Source organism: Mycobacterium sp. GA-1199, from assembly GCF_001500045.1.
Taxonomy (GTDB): Bacteria; Actinomycetota; Actinomycetes; order Mycobacteriales; family Mycobacteriaceae; genus Mycobacterium.
This window is the reverse complement of sequence record NZ_LQIX01000012.1, coordinates 22,038-37,522: the sequence shown is the minus strand read 5'-3', so window position 1 is coordinate 37,522 and position 15,485 is coordinate 22,038. Positions and strand designations below refer to the sequence as shown.

Sequence of the window (15,485 nt, the reverse complement as noted above, 5' to 3'; positions counted from 1 at the left end):
CTAGTAGCGTTGACGCTTATGGTCTGGCAGCAGGAACCCGTCGTAACCGGTGACGCGGTGGTCCTCGACGTCCAGATCGCGCAGCTTCCGGTGCGCGCCGTCGCCGCTCTGATCGACATCACGGTCGTGTTCCTGCTCTACCTGATCGGCATCCTGCTCTTCAGCCTGACGCTGACCCAGTTGGACCCGGCGTTGTCGGGGGCCGTGCTGATCATCTTCACCGTGCTCGCCCTGCTGGGATATCCGCTCGTGTTCGAGACCGCGACCCGGGGGCGGTCCCTGGGCAAGATGGCGATGGGCCTTCGGGTGGTTTCCGAAGACGGTGGCCCAGAACGGTTTCGGCAGGCGTTCTTCCGCGCGTTGTCCGGTGTGATCGAGATCTGGATGCTGGCCGGCGGTCCTGCGGTGATCAGCAGCCTGTTGTCGGCCAAAGGAAAGCGGCTGGGGGACATCTTCGCGGGGACCATCGTGATCAGCGAGCGCACACCGCGGATGTCGCCTCCACCGCCGATGCCGCCGCAGCTGGCCTGGTGGGCGTCGTCGTTACAGCTCTCCGGGCTGCACCCGGAGCAGGCCGAGCTGGCACGCCAGTTCCTCGGCCGCGCAGCGCAATTGCATCCGGCGGTGCGAGATCAGATGGCGTATCGCATCACCGCCGACGTCGTCGCGCAGATCTCGCCGCCCCCGCCTCCCGGGACACCGCCGCATCTGGTGCTCGCAGCGGTGCTGGCCGAGCGCCACCGCCGTGAACTGGCGCGGCTGCAGGTGGCGCCCGCACCGCCGCCATGGCCCAGTCCCCCACCGTCCGCGAGCGGGTATCCCGCACCGCCGCAGCAAAGTTCGACCCCATCCGATCCCGGCGGCTTCGCACCGCCGGGCTGAGGGTGTACGGATTGAGTATGCAAACCTTCCCGCTGGGCTCATTCCATGTCGGACGCGTCGGCTTCGGCGCCATGCAACTGCCGGGTCCGGGTGTCTTCGGCCCGCCACGCGATCGTGACCAGGCGCTGGCCGTGCTTCGGCGGGTGGTCGAACTCGGCATCAACCACATCGACACCGCGCAGATCTACGGTCCGAAGGTCGCGAACGAACTGATACGCGAGGCGCTGCATCCCTACCCCGCAGACCTGGCACTGGTCAGCAAGGTCGGTGGCGTACGCGGACCCCACGGTGAGTGGCTGCCCGCCCAGGACCCCGACGATCTGCGCAGGCAACTCGAGGAGAACCTCGCCACGCTCGGCACCGACCGCCTGGCCGCGGTGAACCTGCGCGTCTTCGCCGACGACGGCATCAGCACGCCCACCCGCGTCGAGAATCGGGAACTGTTCGACCGTCAGCTCACGGCGATGATCAAGGCGCGCGACGAGGGGCTGATCGGCGGCATCGGGCTGAGCAGCATCAGTGCCGAGCATCTGCGGGTCGCGGTGGACCGCACCGAGATCGTCTGCGTGCAGAACGCCTACAACCTCATCGACCGCAGTTCACAGCCGGTGCTCGACGCGTGCATCGAACGCGATATCGCGTTCGTGCCGTTCTTCCCGCTGGGTTCGGCGTTCTCACCGGACAACCCGGTGCTCGGGCATTCGGCGGTCAAGCGGGAGGCCGAGAAGCTCGGTCGCACACCGGCGCAGATCGTGCTCGCGTGGACGCTGAACGTCGCACCGAACGTGCTGCTGATCCCGGGCACGTCGTCGGTGACCCATCTGGAGGAGAACACGGCCGTCGCCGGCATCGACCTCGACGACGCAACCAGACGCGAACTCGACGCCGCCGCCTCATGATTTGTCACTACTCGACGTCGACCCAGTCCAGCGTGCGCTGCACCGCCTTCTGCCAACCGGCATAACCGGATTCACGCTGCTCGTCGCTCCACGACGGGGTCCAGCGCTTGCCTTCCTGCCAGTTGGCGCGCAGGTCGTCGCCGTTCTCCCAGAACCCGACCGCCAGCCCGGCGGCATAGGCCGCACCCAAGGCCGTGGTCTCGGCGACGACCGGCTTGACCACCTCGACACCGAGCACGTCGGCTTGGATCTGCATGCACAGGTCGTTGGCGGTGATACCGCCGTCGACCTTGAGCAGCTCCATGTGCACACCGGAGTCGGCTTCCATCGCATCGACGACGTCGCGGCTCTGGTAGCAGATCGCCTCCAGCGTCGCGCGGGCCAGGTGCGCGTTCGTGTTGTACCGCGACAGGCCGACGATCGCACCGCGGGCATCCGAACGCCAGTACGGTGCAAAGAGTCCCGAGAACGCCGGCACGAAGTAGACCCCGCCGTTATCGGACACCTCCCGGGCGAGTGGTTCGCTGTGCGCGGCGTCGCGGATGATGCCGAGCTGATCACGCAGCCACTGCACGGCCGAACCGGTGACCGCGATCGAACCCTCCAGAGCGTAAACGGGTTTCGCGTCACCGAACTGGTAGCAGACCGTGGTCAACAGCCCGTTCTCCGACCGGACGATCTTCTCGCCGGTGTTGAGGAGCAGGAAATTGCCTGTGCCGTAGGTGTTCTTGGCCTCCCCGGCGTTCAGACACACCTGTCCGACCATCGCCGCCTGCTGGTCACCGAGCGCACCGGTCAGCGGCACCTGGCCGGCAACGGGCCCGTCGTCGCGGGTGATGCCGTAGGACCCCGGGCATGACGACGGCTTGATCTCGGGCAACATCTGTCGCGGAATGCCGAAGAACGACAACAGCTCGTCGTCCCAATCCAGAGTCTCCAGGTTCATCAGCATGGTGCGGCTGGCGTTGGTGACGTCGGTGATGTGCGTCCCGCCGCGGGTTCCCCCGGTCAGGTTCCACAGCACCCAGGAGTCCGGCGTACCGAAGAGCGCGTCACCGTTCTCGGCGTCGCGACGTACCCCGTCGACGTTCTCCAGGATCCATTGCACCTTGCCGCCGGAGAAGTAAGTCGCGGGGGGCAGGCCGGCCTTGCGGCGGATGACGTCGCCGCGACCGTCGCGGTCCAGTGCCGAGGCGATGCGGTCGGTGCGGGTGTCCTGCCACACGATCGCGTTGTAATACGGTCGGCCGGTCCGCTTGTTCCACACCAGCGCCGTCTCGCGCTGGTTCGTGATGCCGAGCGCAGCGAGGTCGGTTGCCGACAGGTTCGTCTTGTTGAGCGCGGACATGATCACCGCCGCGGTGCGCTCCCAGATCTCGACGGGATTGTGCTCGACCCACCCGGCCTTGGGCAGGATCTGCTCGTGCTCGAGCTGATGGCGTCCGATCTCGGCGCCGCCGTGGTCGAAGATCATGCATCGGGTGCTCGTGGTGCCCTGGTCGATGGCGGCGACGAACTCGGCATTTTGAGCCAACGCGCACTCCCCTCTTTGCTGCGGTCCGTCGTCCATCATGGACTACATGGCCGAAAAGCCCGCCGGGATTGAAACGAGAACGCCCGGCATCGACCGCATGCCGCGCGGCGGGCCCGACGCGTCATGCCTGGACCGCCTGTTGCAGACCGATCGGCTCGAGTACCTGGACCGCGAATCCGGCGCGCCGGGCGACGCCGAGCGCAAACGCCGCGTGATCCGCGCGCTCGAATTGACCGGCGGATGGTTCGGCAACACCGAGCGGTTCGCCGAGATCGCGCTCGCAGAGGTCGAAGACGTCGCGGATCCGAGGATCCTCGAGCTGGGGGCGGGCCACGGGGCGCTGTCGCGCAAGCTGCTCGACTGGCACCCCTCGGCGAAGTTGACCGTCACCGATGTGGACGCGGCGAACGTGGCGGCGATGGACGCGAGCGAGCTGGGTGGGCATCCACGCGCAACGATTCGGGAGATGGACGCCACGGCGATCGACGTCGCCGACGCCTCGTTCGACCTCGCGGTCTTCGCGCTGTCGTTTCATCACCTGCCGCCTGCGGCGGCCGCGCGGGCGATGTCGGAAGGCACCCGGGTGGCCGGCAAGTTGTTGGTCATCGACTTGCCCCGCCCGCCCTCACCGCTGCATCTCGTGCGCCTGGCGACCATGCTTCCGTTCGCCGCGATAGTGCCGTTCGTCCACGACGGCGTCATCAGCTCGCTCCGCTCCTACAGTCCGTCGGCGCTGCGCGCACTGGCGGCGTATGCCGACCCCACTATCGAGGTCGAGCTACGCGGCGGATTGTTGAGCCCTCAGGTCGTGGTGGCTCAACGCGGCGCCCCGGATCCGTTGCGACCGAACGACCAACGCTGATAGCCGAACTCGATGAAGGCATCGAGCACGTCGTACAGTCCCGGATGCCGCGCCAACAGAGACCCAATCATCCTCATGCCGAGGTTGATACCCCGCTTTCGGCTCACCAAACCTGTCACCGCAGGTCAGCCGCGCGGACGGGTCAGCCGATGCAGAAGCCACGCAACCGGAATCGTCAAAACCAGGGTCACGACGAACAGCACCGCCACCGAACCGGTGTACACCCGCCACTGCAGCACCGACACCATCGCGATCTCCATCACGATCACGTGCAACAGGAAGATCTCGTAGGAGATCTCGCCGAGCCACACCATCGGTCGGCTGCTGAGTAGCGCTGCGTACCAGCCTTTGTCGCCGAGGGCCAACGGCGCGACAACCAGTGTCGCGATTGCCGCGTAGAACATCACCTTGGCGATGTCCTGTCCGAGGTCGAGCGCGGGCGCGTCGACGCGTCCGGCGATCGGCGTCGACACCACCAGGTACATCGCCACCGCGAGCGGCAGCGCGATCAGTGCGTAACACCGAAAGTCCGTGCGCGCCAGCACACTGAGGGTCATCCCGCCGACGAACCACACCAAGTAGTGCGGCAGCCACAGCCCTGCGCCGTTGGGCAGCCAATCCGTCGTGTGGATGATGACGAGCCACAGCGGGCTCAGCACACCGAGCACCGCCAGCGCGGCCAACAGCACACCGGGGCGCCACCGGCGCCGGCACAGCACGACCAGCAGCAGGTAGGCCAGCACGGGCAGCACGGCGTAGAACGCCACTTCGACCGCGAGACTCCACATCTGGGTCAGCCCCTGATGCATGTAGGCCGTGATGTAGTTGGAGCTGTAGATCTGGGTGAGCGTGAGGTTACGCACCAGGCCGTGCCAGGTGTGGCCGGGATTGGGTTCGATGGTGCGGAACTCGTACAGTGCGAACGCCAGCAGCACCGTCACCACGTAGGCCGGCATGATGCGACGCAATCGGTTTCGCGCATATCGACGCGTCCGCGGCGGGGCAGTGCCGCTCGCCGCGGCCCGTACCCATCCATTGAACAGCAGGAAGCCCGACAGCACGAAGAAGATCGCCACGCCGATCTCCATGCGCGCGAACACCAGCCCGACGTATCCCCGGTTGTAGGCGCCGGTGCCGTATGCGGCGTGGGTGGCCGTCACCAACAACGCTGCGACGGCCCGGATGCCCGTCAGCGACGCGACGCGGTCGACCCTCGAGACCTGTTCCAGACCACCCTGGTCGAGGTCGCCCGGTGACGAACTCACCCGGCCAGTATGCCGGTAGGGCAGCCCCTTACGTGGCCATCACCACGCGTTCATTCGGGACACAATGCGTCATCTGCAACCCCTCGACGTCACGCGGGCCGTTCTTGCCGAGGTGCTGGCGACGCCGTTCCTCGTCCTCTGAAAGCGTCTGGGACTTCAGCGGTTCCAGGTCGCGCACATCGTCGACCGAAATGCCGAGGCCTTCGCCGACCCGCAAGCCGAGTTCGTCGTCGCACATGAAGAAGTGCCACACCATCCGCTCCTGCACCTCGCGGGTCGCTTCGGAGATGTTGGTGACGAAATTGTTGACCAGGTCGTCCTTCTCCCATTGGTCCATCAACTGGTAGCGCTGCCCGGCCTGCTCGTAGTCGTTGGTGCGCGGTATGCGTTTGCGCGTCAGACGTCCCGAGATCTCCGGACCCACGTCGTCGGGAATGGGTGCGGAGGCCTCACGCAGGCCCCCGGTGATCGACGGCTCGTAGTTCACATGAGGATTGGTCCCGACGTTGTCGACGCCGTACTGCATCTGGCCGCCCTGCTGATTCGTTGCGACCTTCGCGTTCTTCGGCCGGTTGACGGGCAGCTGCAGGTAGTTGGGTCCGACGCGGTAACGCTGGGTGTCCGAATAGGAGAAGGTCCGACCGACCAGCATCTTGTCATCGGAGAACTCCAGCCCGTCCACCAACACACCGGTGCCGAGCGCCAACTGCTCGTTGTCGTTGAAGAAGTTGTCCACGTTGCGATTCAGGACCATGCGGCCGACGAGTTGCGGCGGGAAGTCGTTCTCCGGCCACACTTTGGTGTCGTCGAGCGGATCCCAGTCGAGCTCGGGATGGTCGTCATCGCTCATGATCTGGACCAGCAGTTCCCACTCGGGGTAGTCGCCGCGTTCGATCGACTCGTAGAGATCCTTGGTGGCGCTGCCGAGTTCGGTGGCTTGCACGGCGGCGGCGTCCGCCTCGGTCAGGCTCTTGACCCCCTGCTTGGGCATCCAGTGGTACTTGACGAGGTGACTTTGCCCCTCGGCGTTGACCCAGCGGTACGTGTTGACCCCGAAACCCTGCATGCTCCGGTAATTGGCGGGGATACCGCGGGGTGAGAACAGGTTCACGATCATGTGCATGCACTCGGGGGTCTGCGACATGAAGTCGAAGATGCGCGCCGGCTCCTGATGGTGGGTGACAGGATCCGGCTTGAGCGCGTGAATGACGTCCGGAAACTTGATCGCGTCGCGGATGAAGAAGACGGCCAGGTTGTTGCCGACGAGGTCCCAGTTGCCGTCCTCGGTGTAGAACTTCACCGCGAAGCCGCGCGGATCGCGGGCCACCTCGGAGGAGTCCCGGCCACCGATGACGGTCGAGAACCGGATCGCGAGGTCGGTGCGCTTGCCCGCGGTGTTGAAAAGCTTGGCTCGGGTGTAGCGCTCGATCGGCTCGTCACCCCACTTGCCGGTCGCCTCGAAGTAGCCGAACGCCACCGCGCCGCGGGCGTGCACCACCCGTTCGGGGATGCGTTCCCGGTCGAAGTGGCTCATCTTCTCCAGGAACTGGTAGTTCTCCATCGTCGCCGGCCCGCGGGCGCCGATGGTGCGCTGGTTCTGGTTGTCGTAAATCGGGTGACCTTGGCGGTCGGTGAGGATCTCGCGGGTGTCGTCGGGGTCAGGAGGCATCGAGGAGACGTCGGTCATCAGAGGTCCTTCCGGTTTGTCGCTAGCCTGGCCGCCTACCCACCGGTGCCGGGATTAAACGGTGACGGAGGAACCGCGCTCCAATTCGATGATCCGGTCGGACAGGCCGCGGCGCTTCATCTCGTCGACGAAGTCGGACAGCGGGGACGCGAACACCCCGTAGTCGTCGAAATGCACCGGGATCATCCTGGGAAGGTTCAGCAGCTCGACGACGTCGGCGCCCTGTTGGCCGTCCATCGTCACGGTCAACCCGAACGGAAGGTGCCTGCCGAACGGCAGCCGGGTACCGCCCAGGTGCAGCACGCCGACGTCGATCGATTCGAATCGCACTGGCATTTCCCGCAATTCGTCGACGAACAGGGTATCGCCGGAGACGTAGAGCCTGCGGCGGGCAGTGCCGTCGGAGAACTCGATCATGCTGCCCATCACCGGCGGCAGGAAGCGGTCGACCGGCGTGGGCGCGTGGCGGCCGGGCAGGCTCGTGACGGTGACGCTGACCGTTCCCTTGGTGATCGTGTGGTGCTGCCAGGTCTCGAGCGCCAACGACCTGCCGAAGCCCCGGTGTGCCAGCCGTTTGGCGGCGTGCGGTGTGGTCAGGATCGGAAGACCGTGGTCGAGGCGGCTCTGTGTCACCCGGTCCCAGTGATCGCCGTGCATATGTGACAGCACCACCGCGTCGAGGGCGGGCAACTGGTCGATGTCGAGCGCCGGACCTTTGAGCCGCTTGGACAGCAGCCCGTATCCGAGGTACGCGTGCTGGCCCTGGTGCAGGAAGTTCGGATCGGTCAAGAGGGTTATGCCGCCGCCGGAAATCAGTGTGGTGGCGGTGCCGATGAAGGTGACGGTGACGTCCATCGCCCCTGACTACCCGCCGCGATGGGGTTTATGCGGGCCGCATCCTTTGCGAGCGACCGCTCAATGTTCGCGAATCGCGGCGTGTCCGAGTGCAGACGCGGACGCTCGCCGACGATGGACAATGGCGGGGTGGGCGAGGAAGTGAAGGGCACCGGCTACAGCGGCGCGCACCGCCGGGAGTACCGCCGCAAGGTGCAGCAGTGCCTCGACGTCTTCGAGACCATGCTCACCCAGTCGAGTTTCGACTTCGAGCGGCCGCTGACCGGTATGGAGATCGAGTGCAATCTCGTCGACTCGGCCTACCAGCCGGCGATGAGCAACGCCGAGGTCCTGCGGGCGATCGCCGATCCGGCGTACCAGACCGAACTGGGCGCCTACAACATCGAATTCAACGTGCCGCCGCGCCGGTTACCCGGGCGTGCCGCGCTCGACCTGGAAACCGACGTCCGGGCGAGCCTCAATGCGGCCGAGACGAAGGCCGGCCGCCACGACGCACACATCGTGATGATCGGCATCCTGCCCACGCTGCTGCCCGAGCACCTCGCGGGACACTGGATGAGCGAGTCGACGCGGTATCAGGCGCTCAACGACTCGATCTTCACCGCCCGCGGCGAGGACATCCTGATCGACATCGTCGGTCCGGAGCGGGTGAGCCTGCAGACCGCCTCCATCGCGCCGGAGTCGGCGTGTACGAGCATGCAGCTGCATCTTCAGGTGTCGCCGGCCGACTTCGCGCAGAACTGGAATGCCGCTCAGGTGCTGGCGGGTCCGCAGGTGGCGCTGGGCGCCAACTCGCCGTACTTCTTCGGCCACGAGCTGTGGGCCGAGACCCGCATCGAGCTGTTCGCCCAGGCCACCGACACCCGACCGGACGAACTCAAGGCGCAGGGTGTCCGCCCGCGGGTGTGGTTCGGCGAACGCTGGATCACGTCGATCTTCGACCTGTTCGAGGAGAATGTGCGCTACTTCCCGTCGCTGCTGCCCGAGCTGTCCGAGGAGGACCCGGTTCGCGAGCTCGCCGAGGGTCGCACCCCCAGGCTCTCCGAGCTCCGGCTGCACAACGGCACCATCTACCGGTGGAACCGGCCGGTGTACGACGTCGTCAACGGCCGTCCGCACCTGCGCGTGGAGAATCGCGTGCTGCCGGCCGGCCCGACCGTCGTCGACATGATGGCCAACGCCGCCTTCTACTACGGCACGCTGCGCACCTTGTCCGAGGACGACCGGCCGCTGTGGACGAAGATGAGTTTCGCCGCCGCACAACACAATTTCGTCGAGGCCGCCCAGCACGGTATGGATACCCGCCTGTACTGGCCCGGCTTCGGCGAGGTGACCGTCGACGAGTTGGTACTGCGCGAACTGCTGCCCATGGCCGACGAGGGCCTGCGCCGGTGGGAGGTCGCAGCCGAGGTGCGCGATCGGTACCTCGGGGTCATCGAGGGACGGGCCAAGACCGGCCGAAACGGCGCCACGTGGCAGGTCGCGACGGTGCGCGCGCTGCAGGAGCGCGGTATGGCGCGGCCCGCCGCGCTCGCGGAGATGCTGCGCCGGTACTGCGAGCGGATGCACAGCAACCAACCGGTACACACCTGGGACGAGGGATTCGACGAGTGAGAGCGGTCTGGCTGCCATTGCTGGTGCTGGCCGCGTTGGCGGCCGGGTGCCACGGCGGTCAGCAGGCGCGCGCGGACACGATCGAGGCCGGGCTGGATCGCCCGTTCGTGCTCGCCGGCGGACAGCAAGCCGAGATCGTCGGTGAGCCGCTGCGGCTGCGGTTCACCGAGATACCGGAGGATTCGCGGTGCCCCACCGAGGTGGAATGCTTCTGGACCGGCCAGGCGCGAATCGTCGTCGTGGTCGACGACGAACGGTCCGGCGAGCAGACCGTCGAGTTCAACACCAACCCGGCGCCCGGGCAGAACAGGCAGACGGTGCAGACCGGCGATTACGCGCTCACGTTGCAGGCGCTCGACCCGTATCCCCGGACACCCGAGGACGTTCCGCCGCTTTCGGAGTACCGGGCGACGCTGCTGGTGCACCGGACCGGTTGACGGGTCACCCGGCGGCGGCCAGGGCCTCGGCGAACCGGGCGAGTTCCTCGTCGGTGACGTCGACGTGCGGGGAGGCCCGCAGCACCGGCGTCGTCATCTCGAACGGGGCGCGCTGCACATCGGCGAACGTGGTGACGATGCGGTGTTCGGCGATCAGCCAGTTGCGGATCTTCTGCGGGTCGGCGCCATCGGTGGGGGCCAACGTGGTGATCGCGGTCGGTTCATCGTGCGGCTCGACGACCCGCCATCGGTCGAGGCCGGCCACCGCGTCGCGGGTCATCCGGCCCACCTCCGCCAGGCGGGCCCGCACCGCGGCAGGCCCGTCGGCCAGATGCTCGCCGAGCGCTACCGAAAAGCCCACGCGGGCAGCGACATTGGCCTCCCCCTGCTCCAAGCGCTGCAAAACGGACAAGGGCAGATTCCACTCCGGGGGTGGTAGCCGTGGTTGCAGCCGCTGGGCGAGCTCGCGGTGAATTCCGAGGAATCCCACGCCGCGAGGCCCGGCGATCCACTTACGGGACGAACCGTAGATCGCCGCAGGTGTGACCGCGCAGTCCAGGTGTCCCAGCGCCTGGGCGGCGTCGACGACCAGCGGCACACCGAGTTCTGCGCACGTGGCGGCCAGCGCCGACAGCGGCTGCGCCAGCCCGCGGTGGCTGGCCAGCGCCGTCAAGTGCACCAGCGCCGGCGGGTCGGCGGCCATCTGGCGCGCGGCCGCCGCGACGTCGAGCCGCCCGTGGCCGTCGGCGCGCAGGGCGCGGACGGCAAATCCGTTGGCGGCCATGATCGCCAGGTTCGGCCCGTATTCGCCGGACAGGCACGCCACGGTCCGTTCTCCTGGCCATGCGCCGAGCAGCAGGTCCAGCGCGTTGTTCGCGCCGGTGGTGAACACGAAGTCGGTGCTGGCCAAACCGGTCAGCGCGGCGAGTGCGGCGCGCCCGGCGTCGAGCACCGGTGCGGCGGCCTCGGCCGCGACGTAACCGCCGACTTCGGCTTCGTGGCGCGCGTGCTGGACGGCGGCGTCGATCGCCGCGACGCTCTGACGCGAACAGGCGGCGCTGTCAAGGTGCACTCCAGCCACCGCTGGGCGGGCCGCCCGCCAGCGATCCGCGAGGCTCATTTCGTCGCCAGCGACAGGCCGAAGTCGCCGGCGGCGTCGGTCCACCAGTGGGTCATCCGAAGTCCGACGGCGGCGAGTTCGGCCTCGACGCCGGCACGCCGGAATTTGCAGGACACCTCGGTGAGCATCGCCTCACCGGCGCCGAACTCGACGGTCAACCCGAGATCGCGCACGTGCACCCGCTGCGGTTCGGTGGCGCGCAGCCACATCTCGATTCGTTCGTCACCGGCGTTCCACACGGCGACGTGTTCAAACTTCTCGAGGTCGAAATCGGCGTCCAGTTCACGGTTGACGACGGCGAGCACGTTGCGGTTGAAGCGCGCGGTCACGCCCGCGCCGTCGTCGTAGGCGCGCACCAGACGGTCGGCGTCCTTCACCAGATCGGTGCCGAGCAGCAGGCTGTCACCGGGTTGCAAGGTGTCGGAAAGGGCGGAAAGGAATTCGGCGCGCGGGCCTGCGGTGAGGTTGCCGATCGTCGAGCCCAGGAAGGCGACCAGGCGGCGCCCGACACGGGGGATCTTGTCCAGGTGCTTCTCGAAATCCCCGCAGACGGCGTCTATCTCGAGACCGGGAAACTCGTCTGCAAGCGCCGCCCCCGCGGCGGCCAGCACACTCGCGTCGACGTCGAACGGGATGAACCGGCGCAACGAGCCGCGGTCTCGTAGCGCGTCGAGCAGCATGCGGGTCTTCTCCGACGTGCCGCTGCCCAATTCCACCAGGGTGTCGGCGCGGCAAGCCGCCGCGATGTCGACCGATCGGTTTCTGAGGATCTCGGCCTCCGCGCGCGTCGGGTAGTACTCCGGCAGCCGCGTGATCTGGTCGAACAGGTCGCTGCCTATCGAATCGTAGAACCACTTGGGCGGCAACGACTTCGGGGTTGCAGTCAAGCCGTCGAGCACGTCCCGGCGCAGCGCGTTCGCCGCCGAGTCGGCGGACAGGTGGTTCGACAACGACAGCGTGCCCGCGCGATCGGATCCCCGCGCCATCAGGCTCCCTTCAATGCGGCCAGTTGCACTCCCGACGACGTGACCTCGACGAGGTGGCGGTCCGGGATCTCCTCCCACGCGGGGTCGTCGTCGTAGGGTTCGCTGGCCAACACGACACCGTCGCTACGTCGCAGCACGGACAGCGTGTCGCCCCATGTCGTCGCGATCAGACGGGATCCGTTGCCTGCCAGGATGTTCAGCCGGGCGTTCGGGTCGGCCGCGGCGGCGTCGACGATGGTCTCGCCCAGCGAGTCCAACCCCCGGTCGAAGATGAGCGCGGCGAGCAGGGCGCTGTCGTTGGTCGACTCGGCGGCGGGCGACAGCGGGAGCGCCCGGCGGTCGACCAGCCCGTTGTGGGAGAGCAGCCAGCGCCCGTCGGTGAACGGCGCCACCGCGGTCGCCTCGATCGGCATGCCGACGCTCGCAGACCGCACCGCGGCCACGATACAACCGCTGCGCAGCGCCGGCGCGACCGAGGCGAGCGAGGCATCACCCCACATCGGCGTCGCACTGCGCCAGCGCCGCGGCGTCTGGCCGTCGAAGAAGCCCACACCCCATCCGTCGGCGTTCATCAATCCGTGCTTCTGCCTGCGGGGCGAATACGATTGCACGAGAAGACCGTTGGCGGGCTCGAGGATCAGCGACGCCACCGAGGCCGGTTCACCGAGCCACCCGAGATGCCGGCACATCAGTTGCTCCCTCTTCGCGCAAGCGGCTCATCGCCGTCATTCCCTCTTCGCGCGAGCGGCTCATCGCCGACGTCCCAGGCCAGCCGCACGCCGGAGAAGATCTGGCGCCGGATCGGGTGGTCCCAGTTGCGGAAGCTGGGCCGCAGGATGCTGGCCGCGACCGCCCATGATCCGCCGCGCAGCACCTTGTAATCACCCTCGAAGAAGGGCTGTGAGTAGCGGTCGTAGATCATCGGCGTGAATCCCGGCCACGGGCGCAGCGGCGACGTCGTCCACTCCCACACGTCGCCCAGCATCTGCTCGGCGCCGTAGGCTGACGCACCGGCCGGGTAGGCGCCGACGGGCGCGGGACGCAGCGCGTCGCCGCCGAGGTTGGCCAGGGCAGCAGTGGGTTCGGTTGCGCCCCAAGGGTATCGGCGACGTGCGCCGACCGCCGGGTCCCATGCGCAGGCCTTCTCCCATTCCACCTCGGTGGGCAGCCGGGCACCCGCCCACGCGGCGTAGGCCTCGGCTTCGAAGAATGTGACGTGCTGTACCGGCTCGGCGTCGGGGATCTCCTCGACGTGGCCGAACCGGGTGCGGGTGACGTCCGGATTCCAGAACTGCGGCGCGGTCAGACCCGCTTCGGTGCGGTACGCCCAACCGCGCTCCGACCACCACCGGGGCTCGTCGTAGCCACCGTCGTCGATGAACCGGCGCCATTCGCCATTGGTGACCGGGACGCGCCCGATACGGAAGGCAGGCACGTCGACGACGTGTGCGGGGCGTTCGTTGTCCAGCGAGTACGGTTCGGTGGTCGCGTCGACGCCGAGGACGAACTCGCCGCCGGGCACCAGCACCGATCTGCCCGCGACGCCGGGGCGGCCTTCGGGAAGCGCGATTCCGGTGTCGAGCAACGGGGGGCCGCTTCGCAGGTTCAGCGCCTGCAGCATGGTTTCGTCGTGCTGGTTCTCGTGGCTGATCACCAGGCCGAACGCAAAACCGGGCTCGTCGTCGGGTAGGACGTCCAGCGTGTCGAGCACCTTGTCGCGCACCGTCGCGCAGTACGCCCTGGCGTCCGACGGCGGGAGCAGCGGCAAGTTCACGCGGCTGGCCCGGGAGTTGACGAACGCGTCGTAGAGACGTTCGACGTCGGGGCGCAGCATGCCGGGCCGGTCCGGGTTTCCGTCGCGCAGCAGCCACAGCTCCTCCTGCTGCCCGATGTGCGCGAGGTCCCACACCAACGGGCTCATCAGCGGGCTGTACTGGCGGCCCAGCTCCGCGTCGTCGAAGTCGACGAGGCGCAGCGTGCGCCGGCGTGCCCGGGTGAGTTCGCGCGCGATGGTTTCGCGAGGTGTCACAGTTCCCCTCGTGCCAGTTGCGTGACCGCGGGCGCGATCCCGTGCTGGGCGGCGCGGTCGCGGAAATCGTCGGCCGGGCAGCGTCCCTGCTCGACTGAACGCATCAGCCGGTGCATCGATTCCGCGAGTTCGGCGGGCGCGCGTTCCGCGGCCGCCCGCACACACCGTTGCGCGGCGGCCCGCAACCGGGGATCGGCCAGGCCGACGTGGGCGGCCTGATCCCAGGCGGTGGCGACGGGTTCGGTGGCTTCGGCGGCGATTTCGGCCGCCGTCGGGTCGTCAAGGAGGGTGACAAGCGTGAACGCGACCGCCGGCCAGACCGCTTCCGGCACGCTGTCGAGATAGCGGATCTCCAGCCACTGCCGCGGGCGGACCGGAGGGAACAACGTGGTCAGGTGGTAGTCGAGGTCCGCAGCGGTGGGACGGCGGCCGCCCAGCTTGACCCGCCCGTCGGCCCAGTCGGCGAACGGCACCCACTCGGTGACCGGTTCGGCGTCGGCGTCGGCGTGGTTGACGAGCATCACCGGAGCGTTGAGCGCGTACCGTGCCCAATCACTGGCCGGGTCCTCGCCGTTCTCGCCGAGGACAGGGCCGCAGCGGGCCGAATCCAGCTGGCCCCACACGCGTTGCCGCGTCGACTGCCAGCCGGAGTCGTCGCCGCTCAGCAGCGGCGAATTCGCGGTGATCGCGATCATCGTGGGGCCGAGCGCGTGCGCGAGCCGGACCCGGTGCGCCCAACCATCACGCGGGCCCGCATCGAGGTTGACCTGCACCGAAGCCGTCGACGTCATCATCGCCGCACCCGCGGCTGGGGTGCCGCTGGCGGCGAAGAAGGCCTCCATCGCGCGGTAGCGCGCGCCGGGGTTGACGCGCTGCGGTGGCCGCAGCGGATCGGCGCCCAACGACACCAACCCGAATCCGGAGCCCGCGAACGCGGCGCAGAGCACCGCGCGGTCGGCGACCATCGCGTCGATCGCCGAGAGCGGGCCCGCGAGCGGCGGACCGGACAGTTCCACGGCGCCGCCCGGTTCGACGGTGACCCTGCTGCCGCCCGGTAGGGGTGGCAGGCCGGCGATGGTGACGGTGAGCTCATCCCAACCGGGCCGGCGCGTGGGATCGGTCAGATCGAAGCAGTGCGCCTCGATTTCGAGGCCCACCCGACCGACCGGGGCGTCCCGCAGACACCCGGCGCCGACCTGGCGCGCGGCGGCATCGGCGCTGGTCAGCTGGGTGCACGGGCTGGACGGCGGGTGCGCGTCCGCCACCTCGGACGCGATGGTGAAGGTCATTCCAACCATCCCCTTCCGGGAGTGGA

General features: G+C 68.1%; 14 protein-coding genes. 5 read left to right on the top strand and 9 right to left on the bottom strand.

What is annotated here, in order from left to right:
* Positions 1-18 precede the first annotated feature (18 nt).
* Together AU198_RS09170 and AU198_RS09165 are read left to right on the top strand one after the other, a co-directional pair.
* A complete protein-coding gene (locus AU198_RS09170) occupies positions 19-882 on the top strand; it encodes an RDD family protein (protein ID WP_064347783.1) in 864 nt (287 codons plus the stop codon).
* Between the two features lie 17 nt (positions 883-899).
* Positions 900-1,781 carry an oxidoreductase gene (locus tag AU198_RS09165; RefSeq protein ID WP_064348172.1) on the top strand — a complete coding sequence of 294 codons (882 nt, stop codon included), beginning with the start codon at positions 900-902 and terminating at the stop codon, positions 1,779-1,781.
* 7 nt (positions 1,782-1,788) lie between these two features.
* Here the strand turns inward: AU198_RS09165 and glpK are convergent, their stop codons facing one another.
* Complete coding sequence (gene glpK, locus AU198_RS09160; protein WP_286141448.1) at positions 1,789-3,315, bottom strand: glycerol kinase GlpK; 1,527 nt, start codon at positions 3,313-3,315, stop codon at positions 1,789-1,791.
* 37 nt (positions 3,316-3,352) lie between these two features.
* On the opposite strand from glpK, the gene AU198_RS09155 reads away from it, so the two are divergent.
* Entirely contained in the window at positions 3,353-4,177 is an 825-nt protein-coding gene (locus tag AU198_RS09155) for a class I SAM-dependent methyltransferase (protein ID WP_231744618.1), read from the top strand.
* Between the two features lie 125 nt (positions 4,178-4,302).
* On the opposite strand, the gene AU198_RS09150 is transcribed toward AU198_RS09155, so the two are convergent.
* The 3 genes from AU198_RS09150 to AU198_RS09140 are packed head-to-tail and all read right to left on the bottom strand — an operon-like array spanning position 4,303 to position 7,984.
* Complete coding sequence (locus tag AU198_RS09150; protein WP_064347779.1) at positions 4,303-5,442, bottom strand: acyltransferase family protein; 1,140 nt, start codon at positions 5,440-5,442, stop codon at positions 4,303-4,305.
* 28 nt (positions 5,443-5,470) lie between these two features.
* Positions 5,471-7,129 (bottom strand): catalase, encoded by a 1,659-nt coding sequence (locus tag AU198_RS09145; RefSeq protein ID WP_064347777.1) that lies wholly within the window; start codon positions 7,127-7,129, stop codon positions 5,471-5,473.
* Between the two features lie 54 nt (positions 7,130-7,183).
* The gene (locus AU198_RS09140) at positions 7,184-7,984 is read right to left on the bottom strand and encodes an MBL fold metallo-hydrolase (RefSeq protein ID WP_064347775.1); all 801 of its coding nucleotides are present in this window, start codon (positions 7,982-7,984) and stop codon (positions 7,184-7,186) included.
* Positions 7,985-8,113: 129 nt separating this feature from the next.
* On the opposite strand from AU198_RS09140, the gene AU198_RS09135 reads away from it, so the two are divergent.
* Together AU198_RS09135 and AU198_RS09130 are read left to right on the top strand one after the other, a co-directional pair.
* Complete coding sequence (locus AU198_RS09135) at positions 8,114-9,598, top strand: glutamate-cysteine ligase family protein (RefSeq protein WP_064348170.1); 1,485 nt, start codon at positions 8,114-8,116, stop codon at positions 9,596-9,598.
* The gene (locus AU198_RS09130; protein WP_231744617.1) at positions 9,595-10,035 is read left to right on the top strand and encodes a hypothetical protein; all 441 of its coding nucleotides are present in this window, start codon (positions 9,595-9,597) and stop codon (positions 10,033-10,035) included. Before AU198_RS09135 ends, AU198_RS09130 begins: the two co-directional genes overlap by 4 nt.
* A 4-nt stretch (positions 10,036-10,039) precedes the next feature.
* Here the strand turns inward: AU198_RS09130 and egtE are convergent, their stop codons facing one another.
* The 5 genes from egtE to egtA are packed head-to-tail and all read right to left on the bottom strand — an operon-like array spanning position 10,040 to position 15,459.
* Complete coding sequence (egtE, locus tag AU198_RS09125; protein ID WP_064347773.1) at positions 10,040-11,155, bottom strand: ergothioneine biosynthesis PLP-dependent enzyme EgtE; 1,116 nt, start codon at positions 11,153-11,155, stop codon at positions 10,040-10,042.
* The gene (egtD, locus tag AU198_RS09120) at positions 11,152-12,141 is read right to left on the bottom strand and encodes an L-histidine N(alpha)-methyltransferase (protein ID WP_064347772.1); all 990 of its coding nucleotides are present in this window, start codon (positions 12,139-12,141) and stop codon (positions 11,152-11,154) included. The genes egtE and egtD overlap by 4 nt, the downstream gene beginning before the upstream one ends.
* Positions 12,141-12,830, bottom strand: a complete 690-nt coding sequence (gene egtC, locus AU198_RS09115) for an ergothioneine biosynthesis protein EgtC (protein ID WP_064347770.1) — start codon at positions 12,828-12,830, stop codon at positions 12,141-12,143. Before egtC ends, egtD begins: the two co-directional genes overlap by 1 nt.
* Positions 12,830-14,170 carry an ergothioneine biosynthesis protein EgtB gene (gene egtB, locus AU198_RS09110; protein WP_082690941.1) on the bottom strand — a complete coding sequence of 447 codons (1,341 nt, stop codon included), beginning with the start codon at positions 14,168-14,170 and terminating at the stop codon, positions 12,830-12,832. Before egtB ends, egtC begins: the two co-directional genes overlap by 1 nt.
* Complete coding sequence (gene egtA / locus AU198_RS09105; protein ID WP_064348168.1) at positions 14,167-15,459, bottom strand: ergothioneine biosynthesis glutamate--cysteine ligase EgtA; 1,293 nt, start codon at positions 15,457-15,459, stop codon at positions 14,167-14,169. The genes egtB and egtA overlap by 4 nt, the downstream gene beginning before the upstream one ends.
* Positions 15,460-15,485 lie beyond the last annotated feature (26 nt).